This window comes from Acinetobacter sp. IRS14, assembly GCF_034650275.1.
Classification (GTDB): Bacteria; Pseudomonadota; Gammaproteobacteria; order Pseudomonadales; family Moraxellaceae; genus Acinetobacter; species Acinetobacter oleivorans.
In genome coordinates this window covers 20,315-40,829 of sequence record NZ_JAOVFN010000012.1, presented here as the reverse complement: position 1 = coordinate 40,829, position 20,515 = coordinate 20,315, and the positions used below count along the sequence as shown (strand labels likewise).

At 38.0% G+C, this 20,515-nt stretch carries 17 protein-coding genes; 2 read left to right on the top strand and 15 right to left on the bottom strand.

Annotated features, from left to right (window positions below):
- Positions 1-164 precede the first annotated feature (164 nt).
- Positions 165-1,643 (bottom strand): MocR-like pyridoxine biosynthesis transcription factor PdxR, encoded by a 1,479-nt coding sequence (gene pdxR, locus ODQ17_RS12175; protein WP_322903907.1) that lies wholly within the window; start codon positions 1,641-1,643, stop codon positions 165-167.
- 111 nt (positions 1,644-1,754) lie between these two features.
- Between pdxR and ODQ17_RS12170 the strand changes: the two genes are divergently transcribed.
- Entirely contained in the window at positions 1,755-2,210 is a 456-nt protein-coding gene (locus ODQ17_RS12170; protein WP_322903905.1) for a GNAT family N-acetyltransferase, read from the top strand.
- A gap of 38 nt (positions 2,211-2,248) precedes the next feature.
- Here the strand turns inward: ODQ17_RS12170 and ODQ17_RS12165 are convergent, their stop codons facing one another.
- The 4 genes from ODQ17_RS12165 to ODQ17_RS12150 all read right to left on the bottom strand — a co-directional run bounded on the left by ODQ17_RS12165 (position 2,249) and on the right by ODQ17_RS12150 (position 5,885).
- Positions 2,249-3,406 (bottom strand): winged helix-turn-helix domain-containing protein, encoded by a 1,158-nt coding sequence (locus ODQ17_RS12165; RefSeq protein ID WP_322903903.1) that lies wholly within the window; start codon positions 3,404-3,406, stop codon positions 2,249-2,251.
- Positions 3,407-3,536: 130 nt separating this feature from the next.
- A complete protein-coding gene (locus tag ODQ17_RS12160) occupies positions 3,537-4,718 on the bottom strand; it encodes a cyanate transporter (RefSeq protein ID WP_322903901.1) in 1,182 nt (393 codons plus the stop codon).
- On the bottom strand, positions 4,718-5,200 hold the full coding sequence (locus ODQ17_RS12155; RefSeq protein WP_322903899.1) for a nucleoside deaminase: 483 nt from the start codon (positions 5,198-5,200) through the stop codon (positions 4,718-4,720). Before ODQ17_RS12155 ends, ODQ17_RS12160 begins: the two co-directional genes overlap by 1 nt.
- Before the next feature lie 16 nt (positions 5,201-5,216).
- Positions 5,217-5,885: an ankyrin repeat domain-containing protein gene (locus tag ODQ17_RS12150; RefSeq protein ID WP_322903897.1), complete on the bottom strand. Its 669-nt coding sequence runs from the start codon at positions 5,883-5,885 to the stop codon at positions 5,217-5,219.
- A gap of 148 nt (positions 5,886-6,033) precedes the next feature.
- Between ODQ17_RS12150 and ODQ17_RS12145 the strand changes: the two genes are divergently transcribed.
- Positions 6,034-6,891, top strand: a complete 858-nt coding sequence (locus tag ODQ17_RS12145) for a LysR family transcriptional regulator (protein WP_322903895.1) — start codon at positions 6,034-6,036, stop codon at positions 6,889-6,891.
- Here the strand turns inward: ODQ17_RS12145 and ODQ17_RS12140 are convergent.
- The 10 genes from ODQ17_RS12140 to tssM form a co-directional block, all read right to left on the bottom strand.
- Positions 6,888-7,841 carry a M15 family metallopeptidase gene (locus ODQ17_RS12140; RefSeq protein WP_107880245.1) on the bottom strand — a complete coding sequence of 318 codons (954 nt, stop codon included), beginning with the start codon at positions 7,839-7,841 and terminating at the stop codon, positions 6,888-6,890. The genes ODQ17_RS12145 and ODQ17_RS12140 overlap by 4 nt on opposite strands.
- Before the next feature lie 7 nt (positions 7,842-7,848).
- Positions 7,849-8,472 (bottom strand): hypothetical protein, encoded by a 624-nt coding sequence (locus ODQ17_RS12135; protein WP_322903892.1) that lies wholly within the window; start codon positions 8,470-8,472, stop codon positions 7,849-7,851.
- Between the two features lie 12 nt (positions 8,473-8,484).
- Complete coding sequence (gene icmH / locus ODQ17_RS12130) at positions 8,485-9,291, bottom strand: type IVB secretion system protein IcmH/DotU (protein WP_322903890.1); 807 nt, start codon at positions 9,289-9,291, stop codon at positions 8,485-8,487.
- A gap of 17 nt (positions 9,292-9,308) precedes the next feature.
- Positions 9,309-10,673 (bottom strand): type VI secretion system baseplate subunit TssK, encoded by a 1,365-nt coding sequence (gene tssK / locus ODQ17_RS12125; RefSeq protein ID WP_322903887.1) that lies wholly within the window; start codon positions 10,671-10,673, stop codon positions 9,309-9,311.
- A 16-nt stretch (positions 10,674-10,689) separates the two neighbouring features.
- Positions 10,690-11,784 carry a type VI secretion system protein TssA gene (gene tssA / locus ODQ17_RS12120; protein ID WP_322903885.1) on the bottom strand — a complete coding sequence of 365 codons (1,095 nt, stop codon included), beginning with the start codon at positions 11,782-11,784 and terminating at the stop codon, positions 10,690-10,692.
- A 21-nt stretch (positions 11,785-11,805) separates the two neighbouring features.
- On the bottom strand, positions 11,806-14,487 hold the full coding sequence (gene tssH / locus ODQ17_RS12115) for a type VI secretion system ATPase TssH (RefSeq protein WP_322903882.1): 2,682 nt from the start codon (positions 14,485-14,487) through the stop codon (positions 11,806-11,808).
- 148 nt (positions 14,488-14,635) lie between these two features.
- Positions 14,636-14,899: a PAAR domain-containing protein gene (locus ODQ17_RS12110; protein WP_005304032.1), complete on the bottom strand. Its 264-nt coding sequence runs from the start codon at positions 14,897-14,899 to the stop codon at positions 14,636-14,638.
- Positions 14,900-14,915: 16 nt separating this feature from the next.
- On the bottom strand, positions 14,916-15,683 hold the full coding sequence (locus ODQ17_RS12105) for an OmpA family protein (protein ID WP_005304028.1): 768 nt from the start codon (positions 15,681-15,683) through the stop codon (positions 14,916-14,918).
- A gap of 2 nt (positions 15,684-15,685) precedes the next feature.
- Positions 15,686-16,645 carry a type VI secretion system-associated protein TagF gene (tagF, locus tag ODQ17_RS12100; RefSeq protein ID WP_004793188.1) on the bottom strand — a complete coding sequence of 320 codons (960 nt, stop codon included), beginning with the start codon at positions 16,643-16,645 and terminating at the stop codon, positions 15,686-15,688.
- Positions 16,646-16,682: 37 nt separating this feature from the next.
- Entirely contained in the window at positions 16,683-20,504 is a 3,822-nt protein-coding gene (tssM, locus tag ODQ17_RS12095; RefSeq protein ID WP_322903878.1) for a type VI secretion system membrane subunit TssM, read from the bottom strand.
- Positions 20,505-20,515: the final 11 nt, after the last annotated feature.

Here is a 20,515-nt window from a genome sequence, read left to right as displayed (position 1 = left end):
GTAGTTAGATTAATTGTGCTAGCTTAAAATAATATTAATTAAAATTAATTTTTAAAAATTTTAATAACATCTCTATTTTCATATAACCAATTGATCATCATAGAAATTCGTATTTAAGCATTTAAAGAACGATTAAATTTATCTAAATAACAAAACTTAGGCTATTATTTTTCTTGTAAATATTGTGCAATTTTTTGAATTTTTTCAATAATTTCATTAGGTGTATGGGCTGCGTAACCAAAAAGTACCGCGCCCTTTTTGTTTGGCATCTGACAATATCTTGATAGTGGTTGAACAGCCAAGTTTAGAGCTGAACACTGATCAATGAATTCTTGCTCTGTCCACTTACCTTTTAACCAGCACACTGCATGGATACCTGAATCTGTAGGTTGAACACTAAGCACATCTGAAAGATGCTCATCAATAGTTTTAATCAAGGCTTGTTGGCGCTCATAGCAAGCTTTTCGAACTTTACGTACATGCCGAGCATAGTGGCCTTTTTGTATAAATTGAGACAAAGCCACTTGCTCTAAATAAGAACTTCGAACATCAGTATAGTATTTGGCTGCACTAAACGTTTCGATCAATGCTTCAGGCACAACCATGAATCCTAACCGAAACTCTGGAAACATCATTTTGGTAAAAGTACCAGAGTAAATGACTCTTTGCTGCTGATCTAAACCTTGTAGAGCTTGAATAGGATGTGTACCGTAGCGAAACTCACTATTATAGTCATCTTCAAAAATCCATTTCCCTTGTTGAGATGCCCAATCGAGTAACGAAAAACGGCGGGCGAGACTTAAGGTTCCACCTACAGGAAACTGATGTGAAGGTGCTGTATAGACCAGTTTGCTTTTTGAATAACGATGAATAATGTCAGAGACTTGCATTCCCTCTTCATCACTTTCAATTAAATTTACCTGTGCACCAAAACTTCGGAAAATGTTAAAAGCCGCATCATAACCTGGTTCATCTAAACACACCTCATCATTTGCTTGAAGTAAAGCATAGGCCGTTAAATGAATAGCTTGCTGCGTTCCATTGACAATAATAATTTGCTCTTCGTTGCAGTTCAGCCCTCGGGTGGAGCGGACATATTCACAAATTGCCTGACGTAGAGGTAGATAACCACGCGGGTCGTGAAATTGACCAAGCTGATAATACGACTGCCGCCAAGCTTGATTTAATAACTTCCACCAAAGTTGATGAGGAAATAAATCAACACAACCTACACCCACATGGAACATTTTTTTCTTTTGACTTGACCACGACTGCTCTCGCCATGAAGTTAATAATGCTTCCATATTCGGATTAATATTTAAGGATTGATGATTATTTTTAGACGTTTTTTTTGAATTTTCTTGAACATGTATTAACTGATCTGGCACAACCTCAGCAACATAGGTCCCCGAACTTGGTTTGGTAAATAAATATCCCTCATCAAGTAATCGTTCAAGAGCTGCCAATACAGAGTTTCTTGAAATTGACATCATCTCTGCTAGGGTACGACTTGAGGGTAATTTTGTTCCGGCAGATAGCCTTCCATCTAAAATAGCATCACGCAAAGCCGAATATAGCCCATCTTTAATCTGACCTTTTGGCAAAATCAAATGTGGGAAAGATGCCGAAATCGAAGCTGCCATAACAAACTGGTACTGTAAAAAATATCAAAAGTGTACCTTATAAAAATACCACTATCAAAACTACACTCTAGTTGTCCATTTTCCATTACTTTAAAATAGAGTGTAATTATTATGCAAAATCAAGATATTCAAATCATCCCAGTTCAACAGCAGGACTATTCACAATGGGAAAAATATTGGCTTGCTTATCAAAATTTTTATCAGGTAAATTTACCTCTTCATGTCACAAAAGTGACTTGGGAACGCTTTTTCAATGAAAATGAACCCGTTTATTGTGCTGTTGCCAAACAAGGTGAGCAAGTTTTGGGAATTGTGCATTATGTTATTCATCGTTCAACATGGGCAGAAGATAATTATTGTTATTTAGAAGACCTCTATGTTTCACCCGAAGTTCGTGGACAACACATTGGTAAGCAACTTATTGAATATGTGCAGAAGCAAACAATTGAACACAACTGTGACCGTTTATATTGGCATACTCAAGAAACCAATGTAACAGCACAAAAGCTTTATGACTGGATTGCACAAAAACCAGGGATTATTGAATATCGAATGCCTTTGAACTAAAAAAGTAAAAACACCAAAAGCTAGAATGCTTTTGGTGTTTAAATTTTAGTACGAATGAGCTTAATCACTTTGTCATTAACAGTTAAACATTGGTTAAATGCTGCGAAACGTTTAAGCTCTTGATCTAGTTCAAAAAAGAAATGCTCTTTATCTTTGATTGTTTTTTCTAGATGCAAGCTAATCACTTCTAATTCTTTGATAGATCGATGAGCTTTACAATCTAGTCGGCCTACTAACTCATCTTGATAAAGAATAGGTAAACAGAAATATCCATATACCCGTTTAGCCGCTGGTACATAGCATTCAATCCGGTAATCAAACTCAAATAAAGAAGTTAAGCGGTCACGATGAATAAGCGAGTTATCAAAAGGCGAAAGTATTTTTAAACCAAAATCAGTCTCCACTTTTTGTTCTATTGCAGCTACATCCACATATAGGGTTTGACCGTCAGCAAGTTTAACCACTGATACAACACCAGCATCAACCTGCTCTTTTAGCACAACACGCATAGTCTCTTTTAAATCATTTTTCTTTAAATGAACTAATTGCTTCCATGTAAATGCTCCATGTGCTCGAAGCGTATTATTAAATAAATACTGCGCATATTCATAAAGCGTGGGCATTCTTAAATCAATATTTTCAGGTAGGCAACGCTCAGTCAAATCATAGACTTTTTCCATTCCATTACGCTCACAGATCATCAAGTCACCCTGCATATATAACTGCTCAAAAGCACGGCGACCTGGACCTGTATTCCACCAATTTCCCAAACTTTTCTTATTATTCTTATCAATGTCTCGCAGTCGAATTTTACCTTCGGCACGAACACGCGCCAATATTTCATTCATAAGGTGCTGATCACCTCTATTGAAATAACGACTTTCTCCGTTCCTGACAGACATCATGGCAGGCAGCGCATAGCGATAATCTTTCATAGGAAGATAAGACGCAGCATGATACCAATATTCAAAAATCTGGCGCTCACGAACCAAATTATTTAAATGATTTAAATCATAGTCTGGCACTCGGCTCCACAATATATGGTGATGAGCTCGCTCTACAACCGATATGGTATCAATCTGTACATACCCTAAATGCTCAATAGCCTGTAAAGTGCCATCTAGACCTTTTGCAAATCGACTGGTTTTTCCTAAGCCTTGATTAGATAAAGTGAGCTGTTTTAAAGAAGAAGTCATAGAAATCAAATATTGTTGTATTCATTTAGAAGCAGAAAAATTTCAGTTCTATCCTATCACTATTTCCTAATTTGCTTGTGCTTTAGCATCAGTAATTCTTTATAAAAAGAATCTCGGCCAACTCAACATTTTACAGACTCATTTTTAAATAACTTTTGGGAGCCAATCTAATCACTAAAATAACAACCAATGCCACACTGGCTAAGTGAAAAAGCCATCCTGCTTTGTAAGCCCCCGTAAGATCATGCAAAATTGCAATAATCCACGGCGGGATTGCTGCCAGTAAAAAACCACCACCTTGCATCAGTGCAGATAAAGCACCTGCATGAATGGGTTCATCAAAATGGTCTAATGCAACTATAAGCGTTAATGCAAAACATCCTCCCAAACCCGCGCCCAAACAAATTGCCCAAAGAATAGCGGCGAACTCAGGCATAAAAGCCATTCCTGAAAAACTAACCATTTGCATTACTAACGTAAACCATAGCCATGGACGTCGGTCTTTATATTTCCTAGCTAAAATAGGCAAAATGAGTGCTGAAACTGCTTGGCTCAAGGCCAGAAGAGCAAGTAATTTCCCACTTTGTGCTGCGCTCCAACCGTGATCTTGAAAAGAAGGCGCTAACCAAGCTACGACTGATGAGTAGCCACCATTTACAAGCCCAAAGCAAGCCATTAATAACCAAGTTCGAGGTTGCTTTAATAACTTTCTTACAGGCGCACGATGAATAGATGAGCTAGCTTTTGTAGGTAAAAAAACCAGCGCCAATATAAATGCAAATAAAGCTGGAATAGCAAAAAAAGATAGTCCAATAGACCATAAACCCGTTATATTTGAAACTACAGGCGCTAACCATGCTCCTAAGGCACCACCTCCCATAAGCATGGCTGAGTAAAGACCCATCATCGGACCAATATGTTGGCTAAATTCTCGTTTAATCATGCCAGGAAATGCCGCTTGTATCATCGCGACTCCGAATCCAATCACTATGGCACTAAGAATTAATCCTTCGGCAGTAGGAAATAAAAATCGGAAAGCACATCCCGCACAAATACTCAGCAATGCACCAAGAATAGCCTTTCGTTCACCGACAAAGTTTTGCAATATTGGTCCAACAAATGCAACGATTCCCATAAGCATCATCGGTAGCAAAGTGAGCAATGCTACACCTTGTAGGCTTAAGCCAGTAGCTGTTCGAATATTGGCAATCAATGGACCAATACTTGTGATAAATGGTCTTAAATTAAGGCCCACCAAAGCTACCGTTACAACAAGCATGGGACGAGTCAAAAAAACGCCAGACTGTTTCATTATTCTGAGCCTGAATGATTGGCTTGATAATTCTTCCAATGCATATAAAGATCAGTGCGGTTTTCAACTCTGATCGGTATATATTGAATTTTCATTGATTGCTCAGCAAACGGCTTCGCAAGCTCAATATATATTTCGGCTGTAGACAGACCAAATGGTGTTCCGTCTTCATTAGAATAAGCATAGCTCACCGACTTTATACCGGCTAAACGCATTGCTGCCATACACATTGGGCATGGGTGTCCACTTGCATACACAGAGCAGCCTTCTAGGTTGGCAGATCCTAAAATTTGACTGGCTGAACGAATCGCCAGTAATTCAGCATGTGCAGTTGGGTCATTCGTTGTCAGAATCTGATTTACGCCTGAAGCAATAACTTCTCCATTCTTTACAATCACAGCGCCAAATGGCCTGCCACCTTTTTCAATATTGTTATAGGCAAGTTCAATCGCTTTACGTAAAAACTGTTCACCTTTTTCCATTAAATACTCTCACTTTCTATTTTGCACCAGCTGCAAAAAGTCTTTTTTCAATTTCGCGGTATCCTCGTGAACGCGCATGTTGTAAGGGAGTTAGGCCGTCTTTATCAGCCAAGTGCGGATCAGCACCTGCTTTTAATAAAAGCTCTACAATGTGTTGATATTTGGGTTCTCCATTTCCCAAAATGATGGCCTCAAGTAATGCCGTCCACCCCAAATTATTGACATGATTAACATCTACACCAGCGGCAATTAATGTACGAACTGTTTCGACATGGCCTCGTTCCGCTGCTGGAATGAGCGCTGTCCCACCGTAACGGTTAATACTTTTTAAATCCGCACCATGCATGAGTGTCATTCTTAGAATTTTTAAATATCCCTGTGCACCAGCATATAAATATGGACTGTCTTGAATATTGTCTTTTGCATTTACATCAGCGCCTGCCTCTATCAGCATATGAGCAGCATGTACATTATTTGCTCTTGTTGCGACCATCAAAGCAGTTGAACCAGTTTCATCTCGCTCATCAATTAAGGTCTTTTGAGATAAAATCTGTTTGAGAGATTGAGTGTCATTATTTATCACTGCCTGATGTAAAGGATACTCACCCATTGCGTTCGTCATATTTGTAAAGCCCAAAGCCCCCAGTGTGACGATCAGATTCATCCATAACAGTGACTTACGCATGGTGGCCTCCCAATAAAAACTTATGGCAAAACATTTTGCAATTAGAATAAGCTTCACAAAAAGTATTTGGAAATTAAATTATTTAATCGATAGTATTAAGATTATAAATACTTATTTCATCGGCTTTTAAGCTTGGTAGTGCCTAATAATGTTTGATCCTCGCCTTTTACGTGCTTTCGTCACTATTTTTGAAACTGGCAGTTTTAGCGCAGCTGCCGATCAATTACATTTGACTCAATCAACGATTAGTCAGCAGTTAGCTCGCCTTGAAGAATCAGTAGGACATGCGCTTATAGATCGAACAGCACGACCTTTCAAATTGACGGTGTCTGGAGAATATCTGATTGGTTATGCGCAAAGGATTTTGACCCTTCAACAAGAAGCTGAAGCACTGCTTAAAGATCCGGCAGGAAGTATTCCTATTCGTATTGGTTTACCAGAAGATATGATGAGTCCAGCAATGGCTGAAGTTTTTGGTATATTTGCCAAAGAGCATCGTTCCATTCGTTTAGACGTAACCTCTGGCTTAAGCCGCAACTTAACAGAACGTTATCGGAATGGTGAATTCGATATTATTATTGTCAAAGAACCTGCGGCCAGTGCTGATCACCACGCTACATTCCCAGAAGAAATGGCATGGTTTGAAAGCGAGAATTCAACAACTACATGGTCTGATCCCATGAGTTTAGTGACCTTTCCTCAAGGCGGACTTTATCGGGATGAGATGTTCGCAACGTTAGAGCGTGAACGGCGACGTTGGTATATTGCCTTTACGGGTAGTAGCCTAGAAAGCGTGTTAGTTAGTGTTGAAACTGGCTTAGGATTATCTTTACTGCCTGTGGCAACAACCCGCGGACGTCGAGTACGTCGATATGATTCATTAGGGACTGTCCCACCTATGGTTGTTTCAATTTATACATGGGAAAAAGCTGGGATCATTTCCCAGCTTGTAGACAAGATGACAACTGTTTTACAAGAACGTTTTCAATCATCAATAAATGTTTAACTTACATCATTCAAACTTTCAGCAATAAGTTTTTCTGCCATTTCCTGTGTCTTTCTTAACCCCGGCATACGGAACTCGGTATGGCCATAATCTTGAATAGATTTCCAACGTCCCCCCCAGGTAAGCCCAACCGATTCAGCAACTTGCCCATATAAACGGTAGCCTTGCATAGCCCAAGGGTCTCTTTCAGAAATAACCACTTTTCCATTTCGTTTAAAGGCGACATCTGCTGCCAGACCAAACTGATGATAACTCTGATACCCTTTTGCTTTTGTCGTGTTCGGATTACCTGCCAACATATTCTGACGTACAGGACTACGATATCCCTCTAATAGAACCAACTCATAGCCATATTGTTCTTTCATGATTTTAAAAACCATGAGTAAACGCTGCTTATAACGAGGGTTCATTTTGCTCCATTTACGATCTACTAAACTGGTATCTAAAATAGCTCGCCCATCAAAACTTGTATTATCAATAGGTGAAGAATTAATGGTTCCACTATTTTGAGCAGAATATTGTTGCTCTAATTGTGTAGCCTCTACAATTGCAGCCTCAATTAAGCTTTCATCCACTTCTGGTGGCGGTGATAGTATTTCACCGTTCAAAAGCGCGTAGATTTGAGGATCTGTTTTTTTGAGATATTCAGCTTCAATTCGAGTTGAGCTAATAGGTCGAGTAAAAGCAAAAACTAATATACTGGCAAACAAGAAAAATCCTGCAATAACAATCCACCACTGCTGTAAATGCCAATGGGATTGCAGCTTTTCAGGCGCAGCCGCCTGATTCATTGTTTGAGCAAATTGTCTAACCTGATTAAGCTGTTTACGGCCTTGCGGCAGTAATGACAAAACAAAATCTTTGCTTCTCGTCCTTAGCTCATAAGACATTAAAAACGCTAAACCAATTGCTAAGCATGTAAAGCAAAAGAAAATGAGAAAAATCATCATTTGTTCATTAATTCACAGCAAAAGGACTTCGTGTAATTTTAATATCTACCGATGCTTTAGGTGGTTCAACCTCAGCTTCGGGTTCGGCTGGAGCTTTACTCTCAACAACAGGTTTAGCCTGTGCCGCTTGTTGTTGCTGCGGTTTACTCACTGGCTTTTGCTGAGTTGGCTGTACCTTCGGTTGAGTCGTTTTAGCTACGCTCGTCTGTAGTTGAGGCACAACCTGAACTTTCTTTTCACCCGTGAGCTGTTCATCAAATGGAGAAACTCGCTGTTGATTGACAGTAGCAGGCTTATGCTGAGCAGGTTTAAAGATATTACTTAATTCATTATCTTTAGGTTGTTCAAAGCCATCACGGCTCATTGAATCTGTTTCGTTGTCTTGACTGACAGCAACCTGATTTTGTTCATCAGAAGAATGAGTAGTTTCTTGATTTAAAATCTGTTCTTCTGTTGATTTACTCTCAATTGCTGTTGATTCTGACGAATGCGGTTGAGACAAGAACAGGAATAGCGAGATGCTGACAAACACCCCGGCAATAACACCAATGACAATATAAAGTATTGGTGATTTCGGCTTTTTTTTATTCGATTGTAAAACTCGAATAGAAGTTGGTTTTTCCTGAGCCATTTCGTACCATCATCAAGGTAAATAAATTGTAATATGTGCTTGCTCTTGAGGAGCAGAAATCACATTTTGATAATTAGATAATGCTTTATCATTTTGATTATTCAGCACAAATCTTAGCCCTGCAAAGGTAAGCAATGCAAAAATCAATAAAAAGATCAAAATCCAAAAGAAAGGTACTTCGCGATGAATAATATTTCGTATCTGATCGGGAATGGCCGAGAACGGCGAAAAGGCAACTTTTTTTCCTTTCAAATAGTCAATTTCGTCACCGACTCTTGATACTAAATGGTTGAGACTTTCCGTAGATTCGATTCGGTACTTACCCTGAAAACCTAATAAAAGGCAGTAATGAAATACCTCTAAAGCAGCTAGACGCTCTTTTCCACGGCTACGTAATTGTTCCAATATTTCAAAGAAACGATAACCGGCTAACTGAGAACCAAACAAGCTCAATTGTAACGGGCTAATTAACCAAGCATTTTGCAAATTAAAATAACTTGGGTCTTGTTGCGTTACGATCGTTTCATCAATCAAAGCACAGAATGCATATTTAGCATCATGAATATCATCGGCTGAAAATTGTAACTTTTTGGCTTGTTGCTCAAATTGATTGAGTAAATTTAAGATTTTTTCACGAAACTGTTGAGCGTCTGCTGGCACATACTGATTTCGAATTAAAAAAACCAAATAAAAGCCATCATGCAATAAATCAATAAGATTGATTGCCTGTAATTTTGCTTGAGACTGGCTACTATTATTCCCGCCCGTTCCAATTTGCCCATCATCAAATAAAGAAGGAGCGCCTGTGGATTGTGACATTTTTCTCTCCTTTACCCTTAAGCGTTCATGACCGCAATCAGTTCAATACTGATATCTTGGAAACCAGCCGGAACATAAATACAAATCGTTTCCGAATCTAACATGCGCTGATAAAGCTCATGATGTGGTTCAATTTCGAAATAGCTCACACCAGAACGTACCGGTATCGCAGTTGGAACTTGAATTAAGTGATGCAATGGAATCGCAGGCAATGCCGCAACTACACGTTGTTCTACATCTAAAGTGCTACCGATCTTGAATCGTAAAGGCACAATCTGGATTAACTCATGTGTCTGCATTGCGCTACTTGATACAGCAATATAAAGTCGAGTATCTCGAGTAATCTTATCGGTCTCAAGACTTCCCACCCAATATGAAGGTCGGATCTCTTTAAGCGCAATGCTGATATAACGACTCGAAATAATCGTATCGAGCAAATCACGTAGAATCGTGTCTAACTGCGAAAAACTTTCTTGTAAATTATGGTGTTTATAGGCAGGCAACTGATCGACATCATAGGCCGTCGAGAAAGTTAATAATGAACCTGCTAAACGCAATAATTCGAAGAACAAACGCTCTGGATGAATTTGTGGATATTGCACAAAATGATTTAGACCAGAATGAGCTGTATTTAACGCATTTACTAACCAGAACGAAACGATATCACCTGAACGGAATTCAATTAATTTCTGTTCATTTTCTCGGTTATTGGTTTGAATCGTCTTAATTTTTGCCTTAATAACGTTCAGTGTTCTTTTTAAATTTGAAATGAGTGTTTCAGATGCATCCACATGCAAAATTGGTGGAATAAACTTTCGGTCAATTTCAAAAGCACCCGAACTTTGACGTTTAATCTTCCCAATCGGCAGATATAAGAAACCATCCAGATTATGGTCTGGATTACTATGTACATCTAATAATTTAAAAACAGCACGGCGGCGTAGCAAACTAATATCTGCTTCAGTAGCATTCGTAAATAGATCGTGCGTTTCGACAAGATGAGATTGATATCTGCCCTTTTGCGCTTGGTTTTGATCAATTAGATTTTGCTTATTTGCTTGTAAGAGTGGCAATGCTAAATAAATTAGCATCTCACCACGTAAATTGAGATCATCCAATAAAATTGGCTCAGGCAATAGATCATATGCAGGCGCCTGATAAATTTCACCGTCTTGCCAGATCATCTCTACAGACTCAAGAGCAAGAATATGTGTGCTCAATTGAGCCTCATCGAAACTTAATTTTTGAATACCATACGAAAAAGGTACGACCGCACGAACCGTATGATTCAAGCGTTGTTCATGATAGGTATCTTGAATTTGGAAATGTTGAGGTCTTAAAAATAAACCTTCGCCCCAAAGGACTTTTTCAGCTTTAAACATATGTCTTTACCAATCTTTATTCGTATTCATTTTTAGGCTGCACACCTAACATTTCCTGAACCATTTGTAATGGATGCTCATCTTTAATGACTTGCGCTAGCCATTCATGTAACGGCATTTGACTCCATTTAATGGTTTTTTGAAGCATATAACTCACAGGACTATGAGGCTCATTTGCCTGAAAGTAATCTGCGATTTCTTGCAGAACTTTCATTGCTTGCTCACGATTCGCCAAATGTGTTTGAGCTTGAGGCTGAAAAGCAGGCTGTTCTGAAACAACTTGTACAGGCACTTGATTTTCCATAGATGAACTCGTGATGACAGCCGCCTGCTCTTGGACTGGCGTAAGTCCAGTACCAAAAGCTTCTGCTTTATAAATCTTGCGTAATGTGCTGTGAATGGTTTCAAATGCTGAATCAATTGCACCAAAACTTGGTGAGTCGAGTCCCATTAAATGGTCAAGGGTTTGCTTTAAAACATCCCACTCAGTTAACACTGAGCTAAAATCTTGATAATTAGAATATTGAAAAGTTTTAGACGTATTAAAAATAGCTTGATCGAACTGCTCTAACTCCGATGGTCCCGACTGACTATCGTACTCTTCAGTTTGCTTACGACGAATGTTCTCGTGATATAGAAAATTATCATAATCAAGCAAATTGTAATAAGGCACTGTATTGGTTAAAGAGACTTTCTTCAACAAGCCAGGCAACTGATTAATTAAACCCTGTAATAAACCAATGCGTTGATCTAAGTCATCATCTTCAATAACAGGATGAATTTCCTGCCAGTATTGATTAAGCATGATATGGCTTAAAGTTAAGCCTTTCGCCATACCCTCAAAACCATAAAGATGAGTCCAAGCTTCTAAGAGCCAAGTTAATAGACGAATATCTTTAGTATTCTCTTTTAGCAAAACACTCGTTTTATTTGATACAAAATCCCAGTCGGCTTGTTTTCGCTCAGCAACCCAATCGCCTTGATCTAGCAATAGATCATCTTGTGTTTTCGCCTTTTTGATTTCATGAAATTCATTAGAAAATGAAAAGTCATCACCACAAGGTAAGCTATCGCTAATGGGTTCAAGGAGTTCAGAAATATCAATATTCATCTAATTTTAGCTCTATTCAATTTAAACTTCTGACTTCAACTTTTTACTGGTCCTTTTTTTAGCAGCTTTCGCAACTGGATCTAGTAAATATTGAATTTCGTCATCTTTAGCATCAATCATGATAACTTTTGGCAACTTTTGCTCTGCTAAAGCCACTAAAATTTCTGTAGCCAATGCAGGTAACACCGTAGAATTTAAAATATTATCAACATTACGTGCACCACTATCGACTTCTGTACAGCGACTCAAAAGTAGCTCTACCAAATCTTCAGAATACTGGACTTGTGTACCGTATTGTTTTTCAATTCTTGCTGTGATCTTGCCTAATTTATGTTTAATAATTCGTACAAGTAGATCGTCATGCAATGGGAAATATGGCACAACTCTCATTCGACCTAAAAATGCAGGCTTGAATTGCTTATATAAACTTGGTTTTAAGTGGTCAATCAACTCTTCAGCTGTCGGCCAGTCTTCGACTGGTGTATTTAAGCAAGCTTGCATAATCGCGCTTGAGCCAGCATTTGAAGTCAACAAAATAGTAGTGTTTTTAAAGTCAATTACTCGTCCTTCACCATCTTCTAAAGTGCCTTTATCAAATACTTGATAGAACAGTTCCTGAACATCACTATGAGCTTTTTCAATTTCATCAAGCAACACAACACTGTAAGGGTTGCGACGAACAGCTTCTGTTAAAACACCACCTTGACCATATCCCACATATCCAGGAGGTGCACCTTTAAGCGAAGATACAGTATGTGCTTCTTGATATTCAGACATATTGATGGTGATTAAATGCTGCTCACCGCCATATAATTCATTTGCCAAAGTTAGTGCAGTTTCAGTTTTACCAACACCACTTGGCCCGACCAAAAGAAATACACCTTGTGGCTTATTAGGATCTTCAAGTCTTGCTTTTGAAGTTTTAATGCCTTGAACTAATTGTGTAAGTGCATAATCTTGCCCCATTACACGCTCGCCCAATTTATCTTCAAGCGTTAATATCTGTTTAATTTCATCATTAACCATTTTTCCAACAGGAATTCCGGTCCAATCAGAAATAATTTCATTAATGATTTGAGAATTTACTCTTTCAAATACTAATGGTTGCTGGCCTTGAATTTCAGCAAGATCTTTACGCAGTAAATTAATCTGATCATAAGCTTCAGATTCATTAGAATGATTCTGTACTTCTAATTCCTGAATTTTATGAACAAGTTCTAATTCTTTTTTCCACTGCTCTTCAGTTTCATGAATCTCTTTTTGCAAAGATTCTAAATTAGCTTTTAAAGTTTCTAATCGTTCATGATGAATTGGAATCTGACGATGTTCATTTTCTAAAATTTGCTGTTCAAGCTTTAAGTTGTGCTCTTGAGCCTTTAACTGATCAAGCTTTACAGGTTGGGCATTTTGGGTCAACGCAACACGTGCTGCTGCCGTATCAAGAACACTAACTGCTTTATCCGGAAGTTGACGACCACTAATATATCGATGTGAAGAGTGAACCGCTGTAACAATCGCCTCATCATCAATTTGTAATTTAAAATGCTGCTGCATGACAGGAATCATCGCGCGCAACATATCTACGGCAACTTCTTCGGTTGGCTCTTCTACTTTTACTACCTGAAAACGTCGACTCAATGCAGCATCTTTTTCAAAATATTGTTTATATTCTGCCCAAGTTGTCGCAGCAATAGTACGCAACTCACCACGTGCAAGTGCTGGTTTTAAAAGATTTGCAGCATCATTTTGCCCAGCTTGTCCACCTGCACCAATTAAAGTATGCGCTTCATCAATAAATAAAATAATAGGATGAGCAGAAGCTTGAACCTCTTGAATCACTTGTTTTAGACGATTTTCAAATTCGCCTTTAACACTTGCTCCCGCCTGTAAAAGTCCCATATCAAGCACATGTAAATGGACATTCTTAAGGGCGTTTGGCACTAAACCTTGAGCAATTTTTAAAGCTAAACCTTCGACCACAGCTGTTTTACCAACGCCTGGCTCTCCAGTTAAGATCGGGTTGTTTTGGCGTCTACGCATTAAAATATCGAGCATTAGGCGAATTTCATATTCACGCCCAATAACTGGATCTATACCGCCTTTTTTCGCTTTTTCAGTGAGATTAATCGTATATTGATCAAGCGCAGGTGTTTTAGCTACTTTGGTATTTGCTACAGTTGCGTCTGTTGGCTCAGCTTCACTAGAAAGTGTTTTCGTTTCATCTTGTTGCTCAACACTCTTCTCACAAATTTCAAGAAACTTATGTTTCATTGAGTCAATTGGCAAGAGATCAAATAAACTCGAAGCTCGAGTCGCAATTTGATATAAATCAGGCGCAGTTAATAAGGCAACTAATAGATGACCACTACGAATAATCGGATTTTGCTCAGCCGAAGCCAATAACCATGCTTGTTCAAACAAACGAACAATAGATTTAGCAAAAATAGGAGTTCGTGAATTACCTTTCGGTAATTGAGAAATTGTTTCTTTTAAATCATCAGCTAAAGCTTCAGATGAAATTTTATATTTCTTTAATAAAATCTTTAAATCATTCTCTAAAGTTTGATTAAGTAACTCTAAGAATAAATGCTCAATTTCAATTTCGTAATTTTGTTGAATAACACAAGCATTAGCCGATTTTTCTAAAGCAGTTCGCGCAACTGTAGAAAGTTTTGTAATTAAAATTTTTAAATTACTCATCATTACTCTCAATATTTTTAAATAATTTAATGCTTAAAATCATAATGCCTGTATATTAACAAAATTCAGCTTTATCAGACAAACTACTCATCATTTCAAGCGTTAATATGTTTTAGTAGATATTTATATCTATATAAAAATATCTCTACCCTTATCCTTGATTAACTAAACTCTGTTTTGGCAATAATTTACAGCCGCATGATAATGAATCATTTACACGCGCTGCTGATTTACCCATGACAAGCATATTCGGATCTCCCGATACAATCGTTGCAACTATTTTGTGTAACGGACAAGTCGCCTTGTCTCCTACACAGGCAATTGCAATTCCATCAATTAAAAATGTACTGTTTCCTGAAATGACTTGCCCTCCACCAGTTGTTGGGCATCCAATCGTAATGTAAGGGCTAGCCATGTTCTTCTCCTTATATTTATAGAACAGTAAACTCAATTCGACGGTTTTTCTTTCTGCCTTCTGGAGAAGTATTATCTGCAACAGGCTTAGATGAACCTAAACCTTCGGCAGATAAATGGTCGGCAGGAATACTTTTACTAATCAAATAGTTTTTTACTGCTAGCGCACGATCTTGACTAAGTTTCAAGTTTTTAGTCGCATCACCTGAACTATCTGTATGTCCTACGATTTTGACTTTTTTGCCGCCTACTTTATTCAAGGCAACAGCCATCTCGTCTAGAATTTTTTGACCCGCATCAGTTAAAACTGCACTACCAGATTCAAACTCAATAATTCGATTTTTAAGTGCGTCATCAATGATTTTTTGCTCAGCCTGATTGACTGATAACTGTGAATACAGTTGATATGGTGGCTGTACTAACCCTTGAAAAGATTGAATGGTAGGTTGAATATCTGCTGGATTCAGCATTTTCCCACTTAGCTCAAATCGAGTACCATTTACGCTTAATTTACCTTGTGAAACTTTTTTTAAGTCAGGTGTAATAACTCGCGTAACAGAATCACTCCATCCATTTGGAGCAGCTACAGGTCTCACTTGTATTTTATCTACAACCTGATCAGCACCATAAACAGATTGCATTTTTAATAAGATGGCCTGTTTACTCGCCTCATTTGGAACCACACCCTCTACAACAATAGGCTGAGCCAAAGCATAATTAGCTATTGCATAGATAAAACAGCCTTTTATGAGCTGTGTAAGTTTAGTTTGATTTCGTTGATTCATTATTATTCACCCAAAAAAGTCTGTCTAAATAGTTTTAAGCCTTGATTTAAACTTAATTGGCGTTGGCATAATGATTGTTCTAGCGTAGCTAAACCAGCATTCTGCTCCAAATAAGTATCAATCCACTGAGCTTCTATTAAAGAAACCCAATGTTTACTATCCATATTCTGAGTAAAAATATCGCTCAGGGCTAAAATATCAGCCCCTTGAAAACCGAAGAATAATACGGGTTGTTCTCGATGTAACAAACCTATCAACACCTCAGTATTATGTTCCTTTAAAAAGCGACAAATAATACTGACCCAAAAGGCTGCTATTTCATAACTGTAAGCAGGATTATTAATAGGCAAAATTAAAACTTTATTTAAGCGACTGGTTCCATTTTGTAAAATTGGCTGAAGTAATAACCCCAACCCAATCATACTTTGCGCTAACTCATAAATACTGAGTTTCATTAATTGAGCAAATGAGTGCATCGTATGATTTTCATAGAAACCCACACACTCGCGTTCAGTTAAAACCTGAATTTGATTTTGTAAGTGACCTAATTTTCCAAGTAACAGATCTGAATCTTTAATTCCTTTTAAAGTACGATTGTTTTGGAATAAATCAACGAGTACATGCTTATAGCTATATGGTGCATATAGCAAATTATCATACGGTAAATCAATTTCTAATAAATGGCTGAGTACCATTGGAAAAGATCGACCCGAACTATCTTCACTTGCAAGAAGGTTCGCCGCTAAAAACATATTTTCTTTCGGATTCGCAATAAAGAAGTCGAGCGAAGGCAACGTGTTATAAGCTTCTTTAAAGCTGCCCGATTGCATTGCATATTCCAATGCTTCAGTAATCCACTGATCAAGCAACTGTATTAAAGCATTCTGACCTTTTGTTTTTAAAAAGTCGCCTCGTGCAGGACTTTTGCCGTAATACAAAGGAGTTGTTTTTAATGTCTGCATTATTGCTCCTCCTTTCGCATAGAGGTTATTTTCCATGTCATGGTTTAACTCCCACAGAAGGCTGAGCAAGTGCTGAAACAGGATTTTCTGTTTTTGCTGGAGCAGCTGCTTGAGCTGGCGCCTGCTGAGCAGACACTACACGAGCAGCTTTATCCGCAGTGACTTTATCCACTAGTTGCATACCCGCATAACCACGGCTTGAACCAATACTGCCTGAATTACTACTGATCAGACGGAAATTCATTTTTAAAACTAATGATGGATCAGTTTTACTACGCCAAAGCATTTCAAATCCGCCATTTTGTTCTTTACGCTGAGCACTATCAATTAAGCGGTTAATACCGTATTCACCTGGCTCATCAAAAATCGTATGCGTTTGACCTTGTAAATCTACAGCGGTAATTCGAGCACCTGGAATACTGCCTTGATTTGGCCAAATGAAGTTCACCCACTGTTGCACACCGTTCTCATAAGTCATGCGCTGACCATCAATATCCACGGTATATGAAAGCAATTGTGGATTTGGAATTGGGTAGAACTGGAAGTTAGATTGATTAGTTGCAGGCGCAGCAGGAGCTTGACTATTTAACTCACCTGTTGCCATACCATTAGATGGCGTAACGTATCTTTGGAAATTCATGACGAATTGAGGATTTAAACTAATTCCTAAATCCTTCCATGTCTTAGACGTTAATGTATAGCCACGACGAATCACAAATGGATCAAGATTTTCTTTTACAAAACGAGAAATGCTGCCGTTTTCACCTAAGATTTGTCCAATTTCACTACTTGTCGCCTGCAAAGAAGCTGATGAATTAAATGGATATTTCTTAGCAAGATTTGCTGTAAATGGCTGATACGCCTGCATGACCCATAATTTATTAATTTCGTCTTGTGTCGGTGTAATTAAACTCTCGAAAGCCTGTGTCAGTGGACTAACTACTAATTTTTGTAGTAATCGCTGATCAATTTCACTAAAACCAACCGCCATTTTTTCATCTACAATTTTTTGCGTTTGGTTAAATACAGAAGTTTGCTCATTCAGGGTTTGTTTGACTAATGTCATCGCATTAGGCCCAACTTCCCCTGCGTTCTTAAGCTCATTAAACTTACTACGAACAAGGGCTAAATTTGTCATATATTCATCAAGTAATGATTTACCTTGTTGATCATCGCGTTTGCGAACCAACTGATAGAACATTTGGTATTCTTGAGAAATAGCGCCCTGAGCATTAGTCGCCACTTGATTAGCAGCCTTATCATCATGATTTAAAACCTTACGTTTAAACCATGCAACAAATCCTTTTTGTGGAGCTGCTAACTCAGCTTGTACAACTGGATTATCCCAGTTTGTTTCAATTGCCACTCTTTCAATTAAGGTTCGAATTGGAGAGTTCTGTGGCTCACCTAAAACATCAATATTTTTTACTTGCTGAGGGAATTGGGCAGCTTTAGCATAATGAATACCACTTAAGAATTTTCTCCATTCCGCAATGTATTCTTGCTTATAGAGTGCTGTCAGTTGCTTTCTAATTTGCTCTGGGCTGCCAGAGAAAGTTAAATCATCAGATTGACGACTATTTAACACCCAATCTTTACTATCTGTTGGCTTATCTGCGGCTTCTTCAATCGCTTTTTCTACATAGTCATTCCATGCCTTTTGGGTAAATACGCCAGGCAACGCATAACTGCCTAATACAACATTTTTATTTGCTTCACCCACAATCTGACTTACCGTCAATGCTGGGAAACGTACTGCTGCACGCATTTTTATTTCGTTATAAACACGATCACGCGCTGGCATTCCTCGAACAACAGAGAGCAATACTTGACGTGTTTGATCAACAATTTGCGAATCTGCATCTAAAATTGGGAACTGTTTATCATTCGCTAAAGTCATTGCATACGACAAGATTTGTTCAGCTTCCTGAATCATATCTGCACGTGGCATTTGACCTTTATTTGCGTCCAACCAAGAACGCCAGAAACGCGTAACTTGATCACTCAGATGACTAGCATCCATGTATTGTGGATTACTCATCATCAAATATGCTTTTAATGCGTTATAAGCATCTTGAGGATTTGTGTCTGACGGTTCTAAATATTGTTGAGTCTGAGCAGTTTGCTTGATTTCAACATTCGTGTGATTCGCTTTTAAGGTTACTTCATTATTTTTTACACGTTGCAAATATTGAGCAATGTTTTGCTGTGTCGGTGTCAATACAATTTGCTTAACACCTTTTAAATATTCAGCTTTTAACTTTTCACGAAGCTCATTGCCCTGATATAAACCAAAACTAAACTTAAGTGGTCTATTTTCGTCAAACTCATCTAACTGCTGTAGACGTCTTTGAAGAATCAGTAAAGCTTCTAATTGAGTAGATAATTGCTGACCAGAAGCTCTTTCTAGTTGAACTACTTTATTTAGATCTGCTTGAACTTCACCAATTAATTGTTGGTTATTACGGTATGACCAAACCCATACGCCAAGAATAATGGAAACGCCCGCTAAAGCACCAATAAATGCAATGTAGCGTTGACGTTTTCTACCCGTATTTACATGCTGCTTAACAAGATCTTTATCTTTTAAAATAACATCTGAAAATAGACCATTTAAGAAATAACCATGGTTAGGCGTAATTTTTGAACGATCTTTTAAATCACTTTGAGCAATTTGAGTCAGCTGAAATTCTTGTGCAATTTGTTCCGTCATTGGACTTTCAATGACACCTTCCTGTAAAGCACTTGTGAAGTAAAATCCACGGAAAACAGGTTGAAATTGATATGGATTATCTTCAAAAAGTGTACCGATAAAGCTTTTTAAAGCTGGTTTTAATGTTTTAAATTCTAATGGGAAGGTCATTACACTTGGTGAGATATTTTGCGAATGACGGCGACTTAAATGAGTCGAACTTACCCCTTTTAGACCATCATAAAGAATGGTGTAATGTTTTTCGAACAAATCTACCGCGTTATGAGAAGAACTCTGCTCATATGGAAGCGTTGCTCCCCAAGCTTGGTTATATTCTTGAGCTTCGTAAAATTCAAAAAACTCGGTAAAACCTGCAATCAAGTCCATCTTTGAAAAGACTAAATAAACAGGTACAACTACTTCTAGACGTTCGGTTAGATCTTGAATACGAGCACGTAAATTTTTAGCTAGCTTTAACGAGTTTTCAGGACTTTGACTAATTAGCTCAGCAATACTAACAATTAAAATCAAACCATTAACCGGAGCTTTAGAACGGTTCTTTTTTAAAATATTTAAGAAACCTAACCACTCAGAATGATCTTCGCTATAAACAGAATAACGACCAGCCGTATCGAGCAAAATACCTTCTGTAGAGAAAAACCAATCACAATTTCGAGTACCGCTTAAACCAGCAGATACCATTTTTTGATGCGTTTCTTCGAAAGGAAACTTTAAACCAGAATTATAAATAGCTGAACTTTTACCCGCGGCTGGGTTACCAATAACCATATACCAAGGAAGCTCATATAGTGCAGCATTCCCTTTTTTATCACCCAACTTAGATTTACGAATCAGTTGAATTGATTCTTTCATTTGTTGACTAACAAGCTGAAGCTCTTCTTTATCTTTATTTTTGCCATATTCAGCTTGATTGTCTTTTTCAATTGCTTCAGCTAGCTCTTCGCCCTGAGCAGCATGCTTTCTTCGTTGAATAAGCCAATAGATACCATAAACAATAAGACCCAAAGCATAGGCAGTTGCTAAAGCCCAGAATATATGACGAGGAATTGAAGTATATGAAGACATCAATGCCACGAACAATGACAAGGCGATAATTGCTTTAGGATTCGTGATGTACTGCCACAAGTAGCCTAAAATTGTATGCATTCTATTCTCGT